Below are 13,944 nucleotides of genomic sequence, written 5' to 3'. Positions count from 1 at the left end.
CTTTCCCACCTTCTATGAATGGACTTAGTGCCCCCTCTCAAGGAATATAATAATAAGGGTTGGGTAAACGATAACGATGCAATGCGTGGCCTCCGTTGAGATCACTCTCTTGATCACCAAGGTTCGCAAGTATCGTATAGCCCTGTTGTTCGATCTCAGCACGTAGGGGCGTTTTATACGCCGCTGCTGGTTGATGATCTCCGATGGCGCGCATGTAAAGATGCTTCCAACCGGAAATCCCTTCTTTATGAAGGTTCTCCTCCGTTGCACGACGGAACTTCTCTGAGCGTCCCGTTACAAAGAAAACCGCCACATTATGAGCCTGTGCCTGCTTGATCAGTGCCTGCGTTTCTGCAAAAGCTGGCGCTTCCGCACGCTCTTCCCACGCATCCTCACCACAAGGGCCCTTAGGCAGATGATCACAGGCACCCTCTGATACATAACCAAGATGGTTCGCCTTCATGGCCGGCCAGTTCGAAAGTGTTGTTTCATCAATATCCAACACAATCGCGGGATTCTTCACATAAAGGCGCTCACGCTCAACATCCTGCTGCGCACGTTGTACGATTGCATCAAAATCATGCTGATACGCCCCTGTATCATGATAGGCCTGCGCTGCTTGAACCGCGATATCTACATTAGGAGGCGCTTCGGCCTGCGCAATAGGAGGCACAAAGGCCCCTCCTGTCATCAGCAAGGTTCCAACAAATCTATACGACAATCGGATCATCTTTTTTGTCTCTTTCATCGAATATTCCCCTCACACACCATCAACGGCTTTCCGTCCCAAAGCAGGATCATCCGTGAAAAAGCCATCTAAGCCTAGCGTCAAATAACGCTGAACCTCCGCAATCATACCTGCTGGATTACGCTCTGCAGGCACGCCGCTCGTCCTTAACTGCCGAGGCAGGAACGTATTTTCTGGCCGTGCTGTGTAGGAATGCACTAACAGGCCAACTTTATGAGCGTCTTCAATCAGCGATGTTGGTGCACCCCATGATCCATCAGCTGTGCGAGCAATCAGATCTGTATGAGAGGGGCCAATCACATCGGCATACTGTTTTATCTCTTTTAGCCCCTCTGGGGTCATCAACTCGCCAAAGGTCATTGTCTTCCCCGCAGCTAATAAGTCCGGCACTTTGTCTGCACGCTCTCCCATTAAAAGCATCAAACGCGCTTGCGAATTAATCGCCAGAACAGAGGCACGAATACGTTTGAGCGTACCGACTTCAAAAGACTGCACCTCTAAAGGAGCATATTGTGTATAGCGATGCCGGGCGATACTATTCAAAAACACAGTTTCAGGGTTCAAACCGAGCTGCTGAAAATGCGTCGAATGTTTAATCTCGGGAATAAGTCCAAAGACCTTCCCACAAGCTGATGATTGTGCCGCAACAGCGTCAATGACCTCATCAAAGGTCGGTATCTCAAACCATCCATCATAGCGCGTATTATGAGCACGAATAGACGGCAAACGTTCACGCGCACGCAATGTTTTAAGTTCAGCTAACGTGAAGTCCGTTGTAAACCACCCCGTTTGTGTCTCTCCATCAATCACACAGCTCCGATAACGATTGGCAAACTCAGGATGGCTCGCCACATCTGTCGTGTCTGCGATATTGCTTTCATGCCGCACAACAAGATGACCGTCCTTGCTCATCGCAAGGTCAGGCTCAATATAATCTGCCCCATCTACCATCGCTTTGGCATAGGCCCCTAACGTATGTTCAGGCCGCCAAGCGGACGCCCCACGATGCGCAAGAACCAAAGGCTTCGGCGCAAGAGAGGGAGACGCATAGGCAGAACGCCAGTTTAAAAGAGCTGGGGCACCACCACCCAACAGGCCTAGCATGTAACGCCGTGTCAGCATGAATTGGCGCTCCTATGATAAAGGAGCCTCCACTCACACGAAGAAATGCGTCTTTCAATAAGAGCCCAGCTCTTTTGCACTTTATTTCGTTTATTCATTAATCTTTTAACCACACACAACATTGCACAAAAAAGCGTTATGGAACCCGATTACTCTCAGCTATCTGTCAAAACAGACGCTAAAGCTGATGCAGAAGAGCATTCAGATCGGAAGATATTGAGCCGCAATGATAATCACGATCGTCAGCAAGTCACCGGGCAGACGCAAACCCGATTGAAGGCTCTTCCTCATTTTTGACAAAGGCCCGCTTGCCTGAAAACACATCACATGCTGCCTCATAACCTCACTCCTGCAATAAAGAGCGCCTAGAGCAATCACGTTTCAGCACTCTCGTTCAACAGCTCTAAAGGGACTTCTGTGTACACGTAGCGCTCTCACTGTGACGGCACATTGTCGCCTCTTCAGATAGAGGGATGATAGTCGGCCTGAAGGCTATTGTGTGTGAAGTTCAGGTGACTCTCTTATGACAGATAAGTGACATGAGCCTTCGTTCGTCTTCTCAATCAATGACGGCAACCAGAGCAGAAAAATAGTGCCCTCTCCTACAGTGCTTTGTATCCGAAAACGCCCACCGTGGCGGTCTATAATATGCTTAACAATAGAGAGCCCTAGGCCACTTCCTGTCTTCTCCGCTTGTTGTTGACGCACACGATAAAAACGCTCTGTTAGGCGTGGCACATGCTGAGGCTCAATCCCACAACCATTATCCTGCACACCTAAAACCACCCCCTGTGTCCCCGGCCATAGAGGGTCATCAGGCGTAACAGTTCGCCCAAAAAGTCGAATATGGAGCGTTTGCTGAGGTTGCTCTCCGTACTTTAGTGCATTTTCGATCAAGTTTAGAAAGACTTGGATCATCTCATCTTCATCCGCTTGGATGAGAAGCCCCTCCTCTACGTCCAGCGTCAGACGGGCTCGCCCGTTCTCAAAGCGATGGGCAACATCTCCCACCACCAGAGCCATCACGTCGTCAACATCAACGTCCTGAGAGGGGCGCTGATGAGCACGGGCTTGCACCCGTGATAAATAGAGCAAACGATCAATTAAACGCCGCATCCGCTCTGCTTGTTGAGACATCATTGAAAGCGACCGGCCATGATGTGCCTCAAAAGCATCATCATGGCGCAACATGTCGATAAAACCACTTAAGGCAGCAAGGGGTGTGCGAAGTTCATGGCTGGCGTGTGAAACAAAATCCACGCGCATACGATCCACTGCCTGTGCCTCGCTACGGTCAGATAACACAGCAACTAGGAAAGGCTCTTTCGCATAAGGTAATTTAACATAGCGAACCGCCACATGGGCTGTCCATGTCATGGGAACATCAAGCGTAATACTTGCCGAGCAGACCGGATAATGCACGGCTTTATCAGCTTTACGTATGCGTAACGCCGCATCAAGCAGTGACTGCATCGTTGGATGACGCAACACGACACCCAACCGATCCCCAAACTGAGCGTGTGTTTCTGGATTAAGCCCCAACACCTCTCCCATAGGGCTCAGAATCACCACATCAGCTGGAAGAGCGGTAAAACATTCCATAAGGGCATCATCAGACAGCCGTGCGGTAGGAGCGCTTTTACGGACGGGCGCTGCTTTGTTCTGTTGCCGTCGTAGAAGCCAATATGTGCAGCTCCAGCCGATCATCATCAGCACCGTTACACAGGCCAACAGGGCACCCATCCACCAAGGCATCTCAGCCCCCTATTCGCTGAACAGTCCGCTAATGACCAAGGGCCCCATCATCAAGCGCATAACCTGCTGACCGCACCGTTCGAACCAAATCAACCTGCTCTGATTGATTAATCGCCTTCCGTAAGCGCCGAATATGCACATCAATCGTTCGTGGCTCTACATGCACATTCTCTCCCCACACCCGCTTGAGGAGGTCTTCACGTGAAAAAACTTTACGCGGGTGGCGCATAAGCACATCTAAGATACGATATTCTGTCGGCCCAAGAGAGAGCAAAACATGGTCGCGCTCTACACGATGGGTTTCAGGGTCTAAGCTCAAATTCGCAAAAACGAGCTTCTTGTTCGACACACGATGCCGCCTGAGCAAGGCTCTTAACCGAGCATCCAGCGTATCCATGCTGCAAGGCTTTACGAGATGGTCATCAGCGCCTGTATCTAAAGACTGGATCACATCACACTCATCAGAACGTGCTGTTAGAAACAAAATAGGTACGTCACGCAACGCCGCTTTTTGCCGGATAAAACGACAAATCTCTAGACCGGACATCCCTGGAAGCATCCAGTCAAGGATAACGGCATCAGGGCGTGAGACTTCTAAAAAGCGGCAAGCATCCTCCCCAGAAGGCGCTGTATTCACCCGATAGCCACGCTGCTCAAGGTTACCTTTAATCATACAGAGTAAAGAAGGATCATCCTCTACGATCAAAATCCAGCCTTTCGACTGGGACACTGTTTGAACCGTCACGCCTTAAACTTCTCCCCCATGACTTTTCAGCGCGACCTTATGCTGCGCTGGTGCAGGAATCGTTTCGCCTTTCACAACGAAAAATGCTCGCTCGGCGATATTGGTGGCATGGTCGCCAATACATTCCAAGTTTTTAACAATAAAGAGCAACGACGTGCAGGCACGTATTTTACGAGGATCTTCCACCATAGACCCCATCACATCACGAAAAAGGGTCATATAATACGCATCCACTGTTGTGTCGGCATGCCATACCTCCAAAGCGGCATGGAGGTCTTTCTGCAAAAGCGCGTCTAACGACCGCCTTAAATGATCTTGCACCAACAAGCCCATTCGCTGGAAAACAGCAAAAGAAAGCCCATATCCTTCTTTACGGATGTCGGCTGCCCGTAGCGCCATAGACGTTGCATAATCACCGATACGCTCTAAATCACCAGCGATTTTCATCGTTGCAACCACTTCACGCAGATCATTCGCCATGGGCGCTCGTAGCGCTAAAAGGCGGATCACATGTGCTTCGATCGTCTGGGCCAGCCCATCAACATGACGCTCGTATGTCAGAACATTGTCAGTCGCTTCCGTATCGCCATCCACGAGAGCAGAGAGTGCTAGGGTAAGCTGATACTCAACAATTCCCCCCATCCGCGCCATCATCGCGCGAAGGTGCACGAGCTCCTGCTCATAGCGTGTTGCAATACGAGAACGATCAGGCATTCTTCCCACCTCTCAGCCAGAGCCCGCTATTCATCAATGGATACAGAGCCTTATCGTGTCATATCTGCCTATTTTCTCACGTTAAAACAAGCGAGCTTCGGCCTTTCCATAGGGAATGACCTCAACTTTCATGAATCTGACATAAAAGTCCCATTGCACCAGCCAACCGCTCTAGCCGGCGCTTCACGGCCCCACCAGCCGCTCGTAAACTATCGGCGCCCATATACAGCACCAAAACGTCATCTTCTATCTTCAGCTCACAAGGCTTGAGAAGTACCTCTGTGCCCGCACATAACGTATAAGCCAGTCGTAGCGTCATCCCCAGCTGAACCGCACGGGCAAAAGTAGCTTCGTCTAATAAAATACGCGAAGGCTCTAATACAGGATGATCCAGTTCAATTTCGTAACGAACTGCTGTTACAAGCGCGACAAAGGCACGCAAGATATGATCAAACCCGACACCATGACTGTAAAGGATACGATGGTAGGTCTGCTCTGCACGATATTGTGGGTGATCATACGAGCCAATATCAGACACCATGCAAGCGAAACGGTGCTGCTCCAACTCATACGGTGAAAGCTCCCATTTTCCATCACGTCTAAAAAGCGGTGTCGTCCAGCTAATCAATGCATCAGGGAGCTGAGCATTCCGCCCTAACCGCCCAGCCATCTCACTCGCCAACGCCTGCATCGGGTCTTGCGCTACCACAGAAGACGCGGCGTGGCGCATATACCATCCTTCACGCAGACCCTCTGCGCTAAAGATAATCTCGGACGGCTGCATGCGTTTTATCAATCTTGACAATGCTGCTGCTGCAAAAGGAGCATCCCCTAAACGCTTGCGTGGCGCATTACCGACTTTTTCAAGATGTTTCCGCGTCGCTTTGGAAATCCAAGCTGTCATATCACGGGCTTCATCGCAGGACAGCTTAAACAGATGAACCATATTGATGGGATATTTCGACTTCGCAATATGCAACCGCGCCAAGGCTCTAAAAGCACCACCAACAAGATAGAGCGGCCGCCCCTTCATCTCGGGCAACCAAGACACGTCGGCTAAAACCTGTTTAGCGATATGCTCAGCGCGGTCGACCTCACCCTCTGCCCGTTCACGTAGGCGAATGACGCCCAGCGGTGTACTCACTGAGTCCACAACGCTTTTGTCACCAATACTAATGAGTTCTAGAGAACCTCCACCAATATCGGCCACTAACCCTTCAGCATGTGGAAGGGCGCATAAAACACCATTGGCTGAATAATCGGCCTCTTCCCCTCCTTTTAAGACGCGCACACGAGCATTGGGAACGCACGTTTTGGCAGCCTCAATAAACTCCTGTCCATTGCGGGCATCACGTACAGCGGCCGTTGCTAAAATATCAAACGGCTCGGCCCCCATAACACGGGCAATTGTCCCAAAACGTTTGAGAACATCCATCGCCTTACGAACACCCTCAGGATTAAGCTCGCCTGTTTCTTCTAGGCCTTTCCCGAGACGTAAGGTCGCTTTCTCATTAAAAATGGGGACAGGATTGCGCACAACACCTTCAAACACCACCATGCGCACAGAGTTTGATCCAAGATCAACAACCGCAGCGCGCTGCGTCTCTGACGAAATAGCACCATCAGAAGCCATCATAATGTTAGTTCTCCCGCCCAATCTCTGTGCCTGTATAGGGCTCAAGTAAGGTCGTTGCTGGACGAGCAGAGCCCCGTCCTGAAAGCGAAGGATTGTTCATAAAATACTCATGAGCCGAAAATTTCCGACGCCGTGCTGCGACACGCTCCCACGTTCCTTCAGGCTTCATCTGCCAGCTTTGCAGGGTATCACGGAAATTGACAGTCATAATCTGCCCAAGGATCTGAGCATGAACGGTTGGATTGGTAATGGGAACCATCGCCTCAACGCGACGATCCATATTACGCTGCATCCAATCCGCTGATGAAATAAAGAGTTTCGCCTGACGTGACGGCAAATGCCGCCCATTGCCAAAGGCAAAAATACGAGAATGTTCCAAAAAGCGCCCCACAATAGACCGAATTTGAATACGTTCAGACAGCCCCGGCACCCCTGGACGTAGGCAGCACATCCCACGCACAACCGCGTTAATGCGCACCCCTTTTTGGGAAGCTTCATAGAGCAGGTCAATCAAATGCGGATCCACAAGACTGTTCATCTTTAGCCAAATATGGCCCGCACGTCCGGCCTCCACATGGGAAATTTCATCACGAATGAGGCGTTCTAGATCATCACGCAGCGTGATCGGTGCAAAGCTTAGTGCTTGCACCTCAGGCACAGCGCAACCTGTCACATAATTAAAGAGCCGCGCTGAATCCGCGACCAAAACAGGATCACACGTAAAGAAAGAGAGATCGGTATAAATACGCGCAGTGACGGGATGATAGTTCCCCGTTCCAAAATGAGCGTAAGAGCGCAACACAGACCCTTCTCGTCTCACGACAAGGCTTAACTTAGCGTGTGTTTTATAATGTGCCAGACCAAACACCACCTGCACACCGGCTGCTTCTAAAGAACGCGACAAGCGAATATTCGCTTCTTCATCAAAGCGAGCGCGTAATTCAACAACGGCTGTAACGGATTTCCCCGCTTCCGCAGCTTCAATCAATGCCTGCACGATCGGGCTATCGCGTGACGTGCGATAAAGAGTTTGTTTAATGGCTAAGACATTGGGGTCCAGCACCGCTTGCTGTAAGAACTGTACAACAACGTCAAAGCTTTCAAATGGATGATGAACGACGAGGTCTTTTGCACGAATAGCGGCAAAACAATCACCGTCATAATCCAATACGCGTTGGGGGAAACGCGGCTTATAGGGTGGGAAAATAAGATCAGGCCGGTCACTCACCACCAGCTGACTAACATCAGACATGCCGACCATATCCTGCAAGACGACGACATTTTCCGTGCCGACGCCCAGCTCCTCACCAATTTCACGCCCTAAGCGTTCGGGAAGGCTACCCTCAATATCAAGGTGAATCCCCACCCCGCGACGACGACGCTTTAAGGCTGTCTCGTACGAACGAACAAGGTCTTCTGCCTCATCTTCAAACTCAACATCCGTATCACGAATAATCCGCAATAATCCGGCATTTGTCGGTGTCATACCCGGGAAAAGACGAGACGCAAAGCAGGTAATCAGGTCTTCTAATCGCACAAAACGCAGCTCTTTCCCCTGTTGGGGAAGACGAAGAAAGCGAGGAATTTGCGCTGGCAGAAGCACAATTCCATCCATCATACGACGACCATTTTTGGGGTCATTCAAGCACAGAACCAGCGCCAACCCTTTATTGGGAATGAAAGGCAACGGATGAGACGGATCCACCGCAAGCGGCGTCAAAACAGGAAAAACCTGCTCATCAAAAAAACGCGACATCCATTGCCGGTCATCATCACCGAGCTCAGAGGCGGACACGATACTAATCGCTTCATCCGCCAGTTCATGACATAATTGATGCCACACACGCTGTTGGCTATATTTCAGATCACGCGTTTTAAGACGCACGGCTTCCAACTGCTGCGCGGGAGTCGCACCATCGGGACTTAAAACCGTGGTTTTTTCCCGAACTTGTCCGACCAACCCAGCCACACGGACGGAATAGAACTCATCAAGATTGCTCGCGCTAATCGACAAAAAGCGCACACGCTCCAAAAGAGGGTTACGCTCATTTTCCGCCTCTTCTAGAACGCGAAAATTAAAGTCTAGCCACGATAGCTCTCGGTTAACGAACCGTTCAGGCGAATGGCGTAACTCCTCTAAGCAGGAAGACGAAGCGGACGAAAAGACATCGCGTTCTGCAATCACGGCATACCCCTTGGCTTGGTTTATCTGAAAGAATGTTGCCTTTCGCCTGCCCTGTCAAACGCTTGATTAATCCAGCAACTCACCCAGCACGTCTTGAGCGAGCTGCCGCGTAATCGGACTACCTCTTTCCAGCGCTGCTTTATCAAGAAGTTCTACAGCTTGCACCAAGGCTTCCCCCGTACGAGGGAGATGACGCCAGAGCCAATCTGTTACAGGTTGCGCAACGACAAGCTGCCGCTCAGCGAGAAGCGATAAAAGCAGCGTCGCCCTTAACGCATCTTCTGGCTCTTCAATCGCTGCTGTCATCGTCGCACGAAGGCGGCTCGCAAGGTCAGGCACACGAAAAGCATGGCGGGCCGGCGGGTACCGTGCGGCTAACAGAACCCTAATCTGAGCCGCATGAGCACGATTAAGCAAATGCAAGAGCGCCACTTCATCGTCAAGCTGGTCTAGATGATCAATCGCCACGAGCTTATGAGCTAGCTGAAGGGGTGCTTCTCCCGCTAAAAGTGTCCCATGTTCATCACGCCCTAACGAGGCCGCCTCCCAAACAGGGATACCATGACGTATGGCCCAAATGCGCATGAGATGGGTCTTCCCCGTTCCCGCTCCGCCCCAAAGCCATAAGCGCCCCTCTGGCCAGCGATCACGAGAAAGCCAAGCGCGTGCTGCCGCGTTAGACGCACCAGAAATAAAATGTTCTGCTGAAAAACGGCTTTCTCGCCGCAAATCAAGCGCCATTTGGGTGTGGCTTCCTACCATTCTTTTCCCTATTTCTACGTCAGAGCCATTCTCATGGTGCTTCATCCATTCCGTACAGGATCAAGATGCTCTAGAATGGCCAAAGCATCAACCAGCATGGAGACGGTCCCTCATGGCCAAGACATCCGCCTCGTCCAACGGAGCCAGCTACGCCGAAGCCGGCGTCGATATTACAGCAGGGGATGCCCTGGTCGAGTCCATTAAACCTGCCGCTAAAGCCACCCATCGCCCCGGTGTTATGGGCGGGATTGGCGGCTTTGGCGCCCTTTTTGACCCCAAGGCCGCCGGGTTTAAAGACCCCGTGCTGGTCAGCTGCACCGATGGTGTGGGCACAAAACTGCTCCTCGCTATTGAAAGCGGCCTTCATGATGAGATCGGCATTGATCTCGTCGCGATGTGCGTCAATGACCTCATCGTTCAAGGCGCACGTCCGCTGTTTTTCCTTGATTATATGGCCACTGGCGCTCTTTCTGTGCCTGTCGCCGAGCGTATTGTTCGCGGGATCGCGAAAGCCTGCCAAGAAAGTGACTGCGCCCTTGTCGGTGGGGAAACAGCCGAAATGCCAGGGCTCTACGGCAAAGGGCATTATGACCTTGCCGGCTTCAGCGTCGGTGCGGCCGAGCGTGACGCTCTCCTCCCCGCCCATATTGCCGAGGGTGACACATTGATTGCCCTGCCGTCCTCCGGTGTGCACTCCAATGGCTTTTCTCTCGTTCGCCGTATTGTCGAACGTGCTGGCCTTAACTGGAACGATCCCGCTCCTTTCTCCCCCAGCCAGAGCTTAGCCGAAGCCTTCCTGACCCCAACGCGTCTTTATGTCCGCACAGTCTTAGCCCTACATGACAAAGGACTGCTGCATGGATGCGCTCATATTACAGGCGGGGGCCTTCCGGGGAACCTTCCACGCGTTCTGCCAGAAGGTTTGGGCGTTCGTGTTGACGGTGATAGCTGGCCTGTGCCGGGTATTTTTGAATGGCTGGCCGAGCAAGGCCCTGTGGAGCATGACGAAATGCTCAAAGTCTTTAACTGCGGGATTGGCATGGTGCTCGTCACCGATAAGCCTGATGAGGTGATGGCAGAGCTCGATAAGGCGGGCGAAGAAGCCATACGCATCGGTGAGGTTGTCCGCAGCGATGAGCCTTTTACACTGACTTCTCCTCTCAACCTCTAAGACAGGAGTTGCTTCATGGTTGACAAAACACCCGTCGCCATCCTCATCAGTGGGCGAGGCAGTAATATGACCTCGCTCATTAAAGCGTGCGAAAATCCAGACTTCCCAGCGCGCATCGTGCTTGTCTTGAGTAATCGTCCCGATGCACCGGGGCTAGAAAAAGCACAGGAAGCCGGGGTCAAAACGCTCTGCATTGACCATAAACCCTTCGGCAAGGATCGCGCCGCGCATGAAAAAGCGGTGGATGAAGCGGTGCGTGCCGCAGGCGCTCAGTATATCTGTCTCGCTGGCTATATGCGTGTGCTCACGCCTTATCTGGTGAAGCGTTGGGAAAACCGGATGCTCAACATCCATCCGAGCCTCCTGCCGAAATTTCCGGGCCTTCATACGCATGAGGCGGCCATTAAAGCGGGTGCGCGCGAGCATGGCTGCACAACACATTTCGTCACCGATGGCGTGGATGAAGGGCCGATTTTAGCGCAGGCAAAAGTCCCCATTCACCCCCATGATACACCCGAAACACTTGCTGCACGTGTGCTGAAAGAAGAGCATCTCCTCTATCCAGCCACGTTAGCAACCGTCATTTTAGCCTCTTAGGCTATAAAAAAAAGGAGGCCAAAGCGGCCTCCCTTTTTTTTATTCTCTGCTTAGAGTAAAGAACCGACTCACGGCAGGATTTCTGTTTCAGCAAAGAAGAACGCAATTTCACGCTCTGCATTTTCTAGGCTGTCAGACCCATGCACAGAGTTCTCACCAATGCTCTGCGCATACAGTTTACGCACGGTGCCTTCTGCAGCTTCTTCAGGATTGGTTGCCCCCATCAGTTCACGATGGCGCGCCACAGCATTCTCGCCTTCCAGAACCTGCACCACAACAGGAGCGGATGTCATGAACGTCACCAACTCGTTGTAAAATGGGCGATCTTTGTGCACTTCATAGAAAGCACCGGCTTGTTTTGTCGTCAGTTGAATGCGCTTTTGCCCCACCACACGCAGGCCACCAACTTCAAACACCGTGTTGATCTTACCGGTAATGTTGCGACGTGTTGCATCGGGCTTAATGATAGATAGAGTGCGTTCTACCGTCATGATGTTCTCCTTATTAACATGACAATTGGTTCCTGCTCCCCTAGAGGAAAAAGGACCGCTCTGATAGAGTATCAGAGTGTTTTTTTAGCTTTCAATAGTTTGAGGCCCGGCTTTGAGTCTTCTCACCATTACTGACCTGACCCTTCGTATCGCCGGACGCCCTCTTCTAGAAGGCGCTTCTCTTACCATTGAGCCGGGCCGTCGCATCGGCCTTATCGGCCGCAATGGCACAGGGAAATCCACCCTCCTTGCTGCTATTGCGGGGGATATTGCCCCTGACAGCGGGTCTATCACCTTTTCCAGCCGCGCCACGATGGGGCGCGTCAAGCAGGAAACACCCTCAGGTGAGCTTTCCCTCATTGAAGCTGTCCTCGCCAGTGATGAAGAACGCGCCCGCCTCCTTCATGACGTGGAAACGACGGAAGACCCCACGCGCATCGCTGATATTCATGAGCGTCTTCTCGCCATTGACGCCCATAGCGCCCCAGCCCGAGCTAGCACCATTCTAGCCGGGCTAGGTTTTGACCAAGAGGCTCAACAACGCCCTGTTTCAGACTTTTCTGGCGGGTGGCGGATGCGTGTTGCCCTCGCCAGTGCGCTCTTTTTAGCGCCAGACCTGCTCTTGCTGGATGAGCCGACCAACCATCTTGATATCGAAGCGACCTTATGGCTCGAAGGATGGTTATCGCGCTTTGCAGGCGCTGTGCTTGTTGTCAGTCATGACCGCTCTCTGCTTGATAATACAGTACAAGCGATCGCCCATCTGGAGAATGGTCGTCTATCACTCACCCCTGGTGGGTATGACCGCTTCGTCCAAATTCGTACCGAGCAAGCTCTTCAACAAAACCGCGCAGCTCAGAAAGTGGCTGATCAGCGCGCAAAGATGGAATCCTTTGTTGCGCGCTTCCGGGCAAAAGCGACAAAAGCACGCCAAGCGCAAGCCCGCCTCAAGGCTCTTGAGCGCCTCCCCCAGATTGAAAGTGTGGTTGAAGCAACGCCCACACATTTCTCTTTTCCAGAACCCGGCACCCTACCCCCTCCCATGCTCAAACTCACGGATGTCTCTGTTGGGTATGGTGAGCGCGTTATTCTCAGCAAGCTTTCCCTTCGCATGGATATGGATGACCGAATTGCTCTTTTAGGCCGCAATGGCCATGGGAAATCAACATTCGCAAAGCTCCTTGCCGGCCAACTGGCCCCGATGGGTGGGGAGTTCGCACCAGCGAATAAACTGCGTGTTGGGTATTTTGCCCAGCACCAGAATGATGCGCTCATTTTAGACGATAGCCCTATTGACCATATGAGCCGCGCTCTCCCTGACGCAACACCACCTCAAGTTCGTGCTCAGCTTGCCCGCTTTGGGCTGGATGCCGAGCGCGCAGAAACAGCGGTTAAGCGGCTGTCGGGCGGAGAGAAGGCCCGCCTCCTCCTTGCTCTTGCAACCCGCCATGCCCCACATCTGCTGATTTTGGATGAACCCACCAACCATCTCGACCTTGATGCACGCGATGCGCTCATCCGCGCATTGTGCGAATTTGAAGGTGCCGTCATTCTTATCAGCCATGATAGCCATCTTGTCGAATCGGTTGCTGACCGTCTCTGGATTGCAGAAAAAGGAACGATCACGCCTTTTGACGGAGATATGAGCGAGTATCGGACGTGGCTTGATGAGCGAGCCCGCCTTGCACAATCAGAGCAGCAAGGCGGCACACGCGCCAAAGCACCTCCGAAAGCACAGCAACGTGCCCAGCGCAAAGAACAAACACGCCAACTCGCCCCGCTACGGCGCCAAATACGGCACGCCGAAGCCACACTTGAAAAGCTCGCGGCAAAGAAGAAAACCATTGAAGAAAAGCTTGCCGACCCCGCTCTTTACCAATCAGGCCATGCCAATGACATTGCGACATTAAACACACAGCTCGCAACGATAGAGCAAGATCAGCAAGAGATGGAGCTCCTCTGGCTTGACGCACAAGACAAACTCGAAAAAAGCATAGATTAGATCGTTGCTCCCCGCC

The 13,944-nt window shown here is 52.0% G+C and carries 13 protein-coding genes; 3 read left to right on the top strand and 10 right to left on the bottom strand.

Translation table 11 applies throughout. From position 1 onward, the window contains the following. Nucleotides 1–37 precede the first annotated feature (37 nt). The 9 genes from F457_RS0101065 to F457_RS0101025 form a co-directional block, all read right to left on the bottom strand. On the bottom strand, nt 38–748 hold the full coding sequence (locus F457_RS0101065; protein ID WP_018979278.1) for an HAD family acid phosphatase: 711 nt from the start codon (nt 746–748) through the stop codon (nt 38–40). 12 nt (nt 749–760) lie between these two features. Next, nucleotides 761–1,870 carry a glycerophosphodiester phosphodiesterase family protein gene (locus tag F457_RS0101060; protein WP_018979277.1) on the bottom strand — a complete coding sequence of 370 codons (1,110 nt, stop codon included), beginning with the start codon at nt 1,868–1,870 and terminating at the stop codon, nt 761–763. Between the two features lie 201 nt (nt 1,871–2,071). Continuing rightward, the gene (locus tag F457_RS13910; protein WP_169584097.1) at nt 2,072–2,209 is read right to left on the bottom strand and encodes a hypothetical protein; all 138 of its coding nucleotides are present in this window, start codon (nt 2,207–2,209) and stop codon (nt 2,072–2,074) included. Between the two features lie 153 nt (nt 2,210–2,362). Continuing rightward, nucleotides 2,363–3,625 carry a sensor histidine kinase gene (locus F457_RS11805; protein WP_018979275.1) on the bottom strand — a complete coding sequence of 421 codons (1,263 nt, stop codon included), beginning with the start codon at nt 3,623–3,625 and terminating at the stop codon, nt 2,363–2,365. Nucleotides 3,626–3,653: 28 nt separating this feature from the next. Continuing rightward, nucleotides 3,654–4,370, bottom strand: coding sequence for a response regulator (locus F457_RS0101045; protein WP_018979274.1), 717 nt, complete (start codon nt 4,368–4,370; stop codon nt 3,654–3,656). A 3-nt stretch (nt 4,371–4,373) separates the two neighbouring features. Then, the gene (gene phoU / locus F457_RS11800; RefSeq protein WP_018979273.1) at nt 4,374–5,084 is read right to left on the bottom strand and encodes a phosphate signaling complex protein PhoU; all 711 of its coding nucleotides are present in this window, start codon (nt 5,082–5,084) and stop codon (nt 4,374–4,376) included. 121 nt (nt 5,085–5,205) lie between these two features. Next, nucleotides 5,206–6,720, bottom strand: a complete 1,515-nt coding sequence (locus F457_RS0101035) for a Ppx/GppA family phosphatase (RefSeq protein WP_018979272.1) — start codon at nt 6,718–6,720, stop codon at nt 5,206–5,208. A 4-nt stretch (nt 6,721–6,724) separates the two neighbouring features. After that, nucleotides 6,725–8,902 (bottom strand): RNA degradosome polyphosphate kinase, encoded by a 2,178-nt coding sequence (locus F457_RS0101030; RefSeq protein WP_156809317.1) that lies wholly within the window; start codon nt 8,900–8,902, stop codon nt 6,725–6,727. 69 nt (nt 8,903–8,971) lie between these two features. Further along, nucleotides 8,972–9,667, bottom strand: a complete 696-nt coding sequence (locus F457_RS0101025) for a P-loop NTPase family protein (RefSeq protein ID WP_245539080.1) — start codon at nt 9,665–9,667, stop codon at nt 8,972–8,974. Between the two features lie 112 nt (nt 9,668–9,779). Between F457_RS0101025 and purM the strand changes: the two genes are divergently transcribed. After that, nucleotides 9,780–10,838 (top strand): phosphoribosylformylglycinamidine cyclo-ligase, encoded by a 1,059-nt coding sequence (gene purM, locus F457_RS0101020; protein WP_018979269.1) that lies wholly within the window; start codon nt 9,780–9,782, stop codon nt 10,836–10,838. A 15-nt stretch (nt 10,839–10,853) separates the two neighbouring features. Then, a complete protein-coding gene (gene purN / locus F457_RS0101015) occupies nt 10,854–11,435 on the top strand; it encodes a phosphoribosylglycinamide formyltransferase (RefSeq protein WP_018979268.1) in 582 nt (193 codons plus the stop codon). Between the two features lie 68 nt (nt 11,436–11,503). Here the strand turns inward: purN and ndk are convergent, their stop codons facing one another. Next, complete coding sequence (gene ndk / locus F457_RS0101010) at nt 11,504–11,926, bottom strand: nucleoside-diphosphate kinase (RefSeq protein ID WP_018979267.1); 423 nt, start codon at nt 11,924–11,926, stop codon at nt 11,504–11,506. A 112-nt stretch (nt 11,927–12,038) separates the two neighbouring features. Between ndk and F457_RS0101005 the strand changes: the two genes are divergently transcribed. Next, nucleotides 12,039–13,928: an ABC-F family ATP-binding cassette domain-containing protein gene (locus F457_RS0101005; RefSeq protein WP_018979266.1), complete on the top strand. Its 1,890-nt coding sequence runs from the start codon at nt 12,039–12,041 to the stop codon at nt 13,926–13,928. Nucleotides 13,929–13,944 lie beyond the last annotated feature (16 nt).

Origin of the sequence: Saccharibacter floricola DSM 15669 (genome assembly GCF_000378165.1) — a bacterium.
Lineage (GTDB): Bacteria > Pseudomonadota > Alphaproteobacteria > Acetobacterales > Acetobacteraceae > Saccharibacter > Saccharibacter floricola.
Note: the sequence above shows the minus strand (reverse complement) of the source record. Positions and strands in the feature narration are given on the sequence as shown.